Source organism: uncultured Duncaniella sp. (genome assembly GCF_910578445.1).
Classification (GTDB): Bacteria; Bacteroidota; Bacteroidia; order Bacteroidales; family Muribaculaceae; genus Duncaniella.
This window is the reverse complement of the sequence record NZ_CAJTQC010000055.1, coordinates 1-256: the sequence shown is the minus strand read 5'-3', so window position 1 is coordinate 256 and position 256 is coordinate 1. Positions and strand designations below refer to the sequence as shown.

The window sequence follows — 256 nt, the reverse complement described above, 5'->3', positions numbered from 1 at the left end:
TCAAACAATGACGGTTCGGGAGGCGCTCCGGAGGCCTCGGAAAGGATGATTTCCCACTCTTTTTCCGGGTTGTTAAACAGACTGTTGAAGTCAACGTAGTACATCAGGGTAATTCTGACCATTGTTGCCAGCCCGGAGAAGCTCCACTGGCGTTTCAGCCCCTTCTGCATCACCATCAGCAGTAGATTGGCGATTAGTGTGATCCAGATCTGGATCTTGATGGCATTGGCGCTCTCGCCATAGAAGTATTTGAGTG

Annotated in this window: 1 pseudogene (cut by a window edge); it reads right to left on the bottom strand. The window is 50.4% G+C overall.

The features are described from left to right. Window positions 1-256: pseudogene (locus QZ311_RS12150) on the bottom strand (transposase) (its annotated part extends 13 nt beyond the left edge of the window); the annotation flags it as partial.